Below are 5422 nucleotides of genomic sequence, written 5' to 3' on the forward strand. Positions count from 1 at the left end.
GGGGGGCCCCCCGCCGGCGGGGACCCCCTCCACCACGCTGCGCGTGGTCCCCCTCCCCCGAAGGGGGAGGAACTAGCCTTGCGTGACGAACCCGCCGGGCAGCAGTTCGGCGCGGCCGGCCAGGGCCAGTTCGGTCAGGGCGGCCAGCACCACGGGGACCGGCGCGCCGGTGGCGCGGACCAGCTCGTCGCGGGAGACGGGGGTCGGTGACAGCAGCTGCGCCAGGCGTTCGCGGACCGCGTCGATCTCGCGATCGCTGGCGGCGGGGCCCCTCCAGGGTGGCGGATCGCGCTCGCGCAGGGACATCTCGCGGATGGCGTTCAGGACGTCGTCGGCGGTCTCGCACATCTGGGCGCCCTGGCGGAGCAGGTCGTTGGTGCCCCGGGCGCGGGGATCAAGCGGCGAGCCGGGGACGGCGAGGACCTCGCGGCCCTGCTCATTGGCCAGCCGGGCGGTGATCAGCGAGCCGGAGCGCAGTTCGGCCTCGACCACGACCACGGCCAGCGACAGGCCGGAGATGATGCGGTTGCGGCGGGGGAAGTCGCGGGCCTGGGCGCGGTAGCCAGGCGGGCTCTCGGAGACGATGGCCCCGCGCTCGGCGATCTGGCGGTGGAGGTCGCGGTGCTCGGGCGGGTAGATGTCGTCGGGGCCGCCGCCGAGGACGGCGACGGTCCCGGTCGGCAGGGCGCCCAGGTGGGCCGCGCCGTCGATGCCGCGGGCTAGGCCGGAGACGACGGTGACGCCGGCTTCGCCCAGCTGGGCGGCGAGACCGCGGGCGAACTTCTGGCCGCCGGCCGAGGCGATGCGGGCGCCGACGATGGCGGCGGTCGGACGGCCGGCGATGGCGAGGTCGCCGAGCACCCAGATCAGCGGCGGCGGTGGATCGAGGGCGGCGAGCAGATGGGGAAAGGTGGGCTCGCAGGCGCAGAGCAGGGTCGCACCGATGCGCAGGCCGGCGTCCAGCTCGCGACGAGCGTCGTCTCGGCTGGGGATGCGCAAGGGCTCGGCGCGACCGCCGCGCCGCGTGAGGTCGGGCAGGACGTCGAGCACCGCGCCGGCCGAGCCATAGCGGCCGACCAGGTTTTCAAAGGTGACCGGGCCGACCTGTTCGGTCCGCGCCAGGCGCAGCCAGGCAAGGCGCTCCTCGTCCGTCATCAAGGGAGTCTAGGTCTGGACGTCCGACGTTCCGTCGGCCGGCGGGGGCTGGTCCTTCTTGCCGCCGATCTTCGGCTCCTGACCCTTGAGCAGGCGGCCGATGTTGTCGCGGTGGCGGATGAAGACCAGCACGGCCATGAACACCGCCAGCACCACCACGGGGTAGGGCTGTTCGGTGGCCAGGGCGAAGAAGGGGGCCAGGGCGACGGCGGTCAGGGCGGCCAGGGAGGACATGCGGAACAGGAAGGCCATCAGCAGCCAGGTGATGCCGGCCAGCAGGCCGACGGGCCAGGCGATGGCGAACATGGTGCCGAAGAAGGTGGCCACGCCCTTGCCGCCCTTGAACTTCAGCCAGACCGGGAAGAGGTGGCCGGTGAAGGCGGCGCCGGCGGCGATGGCCATCAGCAGGTAGGCGGTCTGGTCGCCCATCTGCTGCCAGCGGGCGAAGGCGTAGACCAGGCCCACGGCCAGGGCGCCCTTGCCGGAGTCGCCGATCAGGGTGAGGGCGGCCAGGTCCTTGCGGCCGGTGCGCAGCACGTTGGTCGCGCCGATGTTGCCCGAGCCGACGGTGCGGATGTCGATGCCGGCCATGCGGGCGCTGAGCAGCCCGAAGGGGATCGAGCCCAGCAGGTAGCCGCCAACGGCGACCAGCCCGAGCGTGAGGACGGCGGCGCCGGCCAAGGATTCCATGTTTGTTCCTCCCGAGAGGGGGACGATGCCGCGCCATGGGTTGATCGGCAAGGGGGAAGGGGGCAAGGCAAAACGCGCCCTGATTTCCCAACCCTACCGCTCATCCCGGCGAATGCCGGGACCCAGCCGCCTGAGCTCCGGCCATTCAGGATGGAACTGCCAACAACGCGGCTGAATCTGGGTCCCGGCATTCGCCGGGATGAGCGGTAGTTTCTATAGTTGCGTGACCTAGTCGGCGGTGCGGTAGACCGTCCTGCCATCCACCAGGGTCATCAGCACCTGCCCCTGCAGCCTCCGCCCGTCGAAGGCGGAGTTCTTCGACTTGGAGCGCAGCCTGTCGGCGTCGACGAGGATGGGGGCGCCGAGGTCGCAGAGGACGAGGTCGGCGGGGGCGCCAGGCGCGAGGCGACCGGCATGCAGGTTCAGCAGCTGGGCCGGGGCCAGGGTGACGGCCCGGATCAGGTCGACCAGGGGCACGCGCTCGTCGTGGTGGAAGGCGAGCAGGGCCGGCAGCAGGGTCTCCAGCCCAACCGAGCCGGGCGCGGCCTCGGCGTAGGGCAGGCGTTTGTCCTCGGCGGGGGCCGGGGCGTGGGCCGAAACGACGACGTCGATCAGGCCGTCGGCCAGGGCGTCGATCAGGGCTTGGCGATCATCCTCGCCGCGCAGGGGCGGGTCGAGCTTGGCGAAGGTGCGGTAGTCGCCGATGTCCAGCTCGTTGAAGCTGAGGTGGTTGATCGAGACGGTGGCGTGGACCTTCACTCCCCGGTCCTTGGCGCGCTTGAGGGCGGCCAGGCTGGCGGCGCAGGTGACCTGGTCGACCAGCAGCCGGGCGCCGGTCAGTTCGGCCAGGGCGAGATCGCGCTCCAGCATGATGGTTTCGGCGGCGGCCGGGGCGGCGGGGATGCCCAGACGGGCGGCGAAGTCGCCCTCGGTGGCGGCGGCGCCGTCGGTCAGCCAGGGGTCGGCCGGGCGGTGGGCGACCAGCATGCCGAAGGCCTTGGCGTAGGCCAGGATGCGACGGAAGACCCTTGAATCGACGATCGAATGGTCGGCGTCGGTGATGTAGACGCAGCCGGCGTCTCGCATCAGGCCGATCTCGGCCAGCTGCTGGCCCTTGAGGCCCTTGGTCGCCGCGCCGGCCGGGTAGACGTTGACCAGCTCGATGTCGCGGGCCCGGCGCAGGATGAAGTCGACCATCGAGGGATCGTCGATGGCCGGGTCGGTGTCCGGCTGCACGACCATCGAGGTGACGCCGCCGGCGGCGGCGGCCTGGGCGGCGGACTTCAACGTCTCTTTGGGCTCGGCCCCGGGTTCGCCGGTCTTGACCCGCAGGTCGATGAGGCCGGGCGAGAGCATGGCGCCTTCGCAGTCGATGACGCGAACATCGCCCGACAGGTCCTTGAATTCACGGCCCTTGGCGACGTCGGCGATGACGCCTTCGGAGACGATCAGGGAGCCGGGGCCATCGTAGCGGCTCTCGGGATCGACCAGACGGGCGTTCTGGAAGGCGGTGGGTTGTGGGCGGGCCATCAGGCGTTGTCCAGCCGGTGGGCGAGGCTGGCCAGCACCGCCATGCGGGCGGCGACGCCCATCTCGACCTGGTTCTGGATCAGGCTGACGGCCGGGTCGTCGGCGACGTCGCTGTCGATCTCGACGCCGCGGTTCATGGGGCCGGGATGCATCACCTTGGCGCCGCTGGCGGCGTAGGAAAGCCGTTCGCGATCAAGGCCGTAGAAGCGGAAGTACTCACGGGTCGAGGGCACCAGGGCGCCCTGCATCCGCTCCAGCTGCAGGCGCAGCATCATCACCACATCGACGCCCTTCAGGCCGGTCTTCATATCGTGATGAATCTCGACGCCCCAATGTTCGGCCCCGGCCGGGATCAGGGTCGGCGGGCCGACCAGACGGACCTGGGCCCCCAGGACGCTGAGCATGGCGACGTTGGAGCGGGCCACCCGGCTGTGGGCGACGTCGCCGCAGATGGCGACGGTGAGGCCGTTCACGTCGCCGAAGGCCCGGCGCATGGCAAGCGCGTCGAGCAGAGCCTGCGTCGGGTGTTCGTGCTGGCCGTCGCCGGCGTTGACGACGCTGCAACCGACCTTCTGGGCCAGCAGGGCGGCGGCGCCGCTGCTGCCATGGCGGACGATGAGGATGTCCGGCTGCATGGCGTTCAGGGTGACAGCGGTGTCGATCAGGGTCTCGCCCTTGGTCATCGACGAGGAGCGCGGGCTCATGTTGACGGTGTCGGCGCCGAGGCGCTTGGCGGCGATCTCGAAGCTGGACTGGGTGCGGGTCGAGGGCTCGAAGAACAGGTTCATCACCGTCCGGCCCTTGAGGAGGTCGAGCTTCTTGGAGGCGCGGTGATTGAAATCGACGAAGTGGTCGGCGAGGTCGAGCAGTTCGCCGACCTGGACGATGTTGAGATCGCCCGCCGACAGGAAATGGCGGAACGGGAAGGGGAAGGTCCTGCTTCGGAGGTCGTCGATTCCCGGGGCGCTCGCCGTCATGGGCCGCCCTCTTACGGCAGGTGGAAGATAATGAGAAGGGCGGGAATCGTCAGCAGGCTGGCGGCCGTGGTCAGGGCGACGATGCCGGCCATCAGCGGCGCGTCGCCGCCCATCTGGCGGGCCAGGACGTAGGAGGCGGCGGCGCCGGGGGCCGAGCCGGCGAGGAGGGCGATGCCCTGGGCGGTCTCGTCGCCGCCGGCCAGGCGGGTCAGGCCCCACATCAGGACCGGCAGGACGAGGATCTTCACGGCGCTGACGCAGGCGATCAGCAGCTGGCGGCGGCGGACGTAGGCGAAGTTGAGCCCGGCCCCGGCGACCAGCAGGCCGAGCGCGAAGGCGGCCTGGGACAGCAGGTCCAGGGTGCTCATCATCACTGGGATTTTCGGCACGTGGAGGATGTTGAACAGCGCCCCGACGCCGCAGCCCCAGAGCACCGGGTTCTGGGCCAGGCCCTTGAGGGCGGCCTTGACGCCGCCGCCCTGGCCCTCGCCCCAGCGGCTCATGACCAGGACGCAGATGATGTTGATGGCCGGGATCAGGGCGCCGAGGATCATGGCGCCGAGACTGGCGCCCACCGGGCCGTAGACCACGGCGACCAGCGGCAGGAAGACGAAGGCGTTCCAGCGCAGGCTGCCCTGGAAGACCGAGGTGTAGGCGGCGTCCGAGAGCTTGAGCAGCGGCTTGGCCAGCAGGACGGCGATGGCGACGATGGCGATGCCGCCCATCGTGCCGATGGCCAGCGGGCCGGCCGCGAGGACCGAGAAGTCGGCCTTCCAGACGGCGGGCATCAGGAATCCCGGGTAGAAGACGAAGTAGGTGATCCGCTCGATGGCGGGCCAGTGCTCCTCGGGAATGAACTTGCTGGCCTTGAGGCCCCAGCCCAGGGCGATCATGGCGAAGACAGGCAGGACGCCGAGGAGGATTGCGCTCATGGGCAACGCCTACACGGATTCCTTCTCCCGCTCGTCGGGAGAAGGTGGCGGCGAAGCCGAGGGATGAGCAACTGTGTTTGGTTAGGCGGTGAGCTGTGTCCAGGGCTTGTTGTCTCTGAGCATGGCGTTGAGGGTGGT

General features: G+C 70.6%; 5 protein-coding genes. All 5 read right to left on the reverse strand.

Features of this window, described 5'->3' with window-relative positions:
* Positions 1-72 precede the first annotated feature (72 nt).
* The 5 genes from dprA to AC1RSK_RS23845 all read right to left on the reverse strand — a co-directional run bounded on the left by dprA (position 73) and on the right by AC1RSK_RS23845 (position 5284).
* Positions 73-1155 carry a DNA-processing protein DprA gene (gene dprA, locus AC1RSK_RS23825; protein ID WP_492910184.1) on the reverse strand — a complete coding sequence of 361 codons (1083 nt, stop codon included), beginning with the start codon at positions 1153-1155 and terminating at the stop codon, positions 73-75.
* A gap of 9 nt (positions 1156-1164) precedes the next feature.
* A complete protein-coding gene (plsY, locus tag AC1RSK_RS23830; protein WP_492910185.1) occupies positions 1165-1845 on the reverse strand; it encodes a glycerol-3-phosphate 1-O-acyltransferase PlsY in 681 nt (226 codons plus the stop codon).
* A gap of 228 nt (positions 1846-2073) precedes the next feature.
* A complete protein-coding gene (gene pyrC / locus AC1RSK_RS23835) occupies positions 2074-3375 on the reverse strand; it encodes a dihydroorotase (RefSeq protein WP_492910186.1) in 1302 nt (433 codons plus the stop codon).
* A complete protein-coding gene (locus AC1RSK_RS23840) occupies positions 3375-4352 on the reverse strand; it encodes an aspartate carbamoyltransferase catalytic subunit (protein WP_492910188.1) in 978 nt (325 codons plus the stop codon). Before AC1RSK_RS23840 ends, pyrC begins: the two co-directional genes overlap by 1 nt.
* 11 nt (positions 4353-4363) lie before the next feature.
* A complete protein-coding gene (locus AC1RSK_RS23845) occupies positions 4364-5284 on the reverse strand; it encodes an AEC family transporter (RefSeq protein WP_492910189.1) in 921 nt (306 codons plus the stop codon).
* Positions 5285-5422 lie beyond the last annotated feature (138 nt).

The sequence above is a fragment of the Caulobacter sp. GW821-FHT11A05 genome, assembly GCF_058809015.1.

Excerpts from the sequence above, each read along its gene's own strand:
- dprA (WP_492910184.1), bottom strand. The coding sequence starts at position 1,155 with ATGACGGACGAGGAGCGCCTTGCCTGGCTGCGCCTGGCGCGGACCGAA.
- plsY (WP_492910185.1), bottom strand. The coding sequence starts at position 1,845 with ATGGAATCCTTGGCCGGCGCCGCCGTCCTCACGCTCGGGCTGGTCGCC.
- AC1RSK_RS23845 (WP_492910189.1), bottom strand. The coding sequence starts at position 5,284 with ATGAGCGCAATCCTCCTCGGCGTCCTGCCTGTCTTCGCCATGATCGCC.
- AC1RSK_RS23840 (WP_492910188.1), bottom strand. The coding sequence starts at position 4,352 with ATGACGGCGAGCGCCCCGGGAATCGACGACCTCCGAAGCAGGACCTTC.
- pyrC (WP_492910186.1), bottom strand. The coding sequence starts at position 3,375 with ATGGCCCGCCCACAACCCACCGCCTTCCAGAACGCCCGTCTGGTCGAT.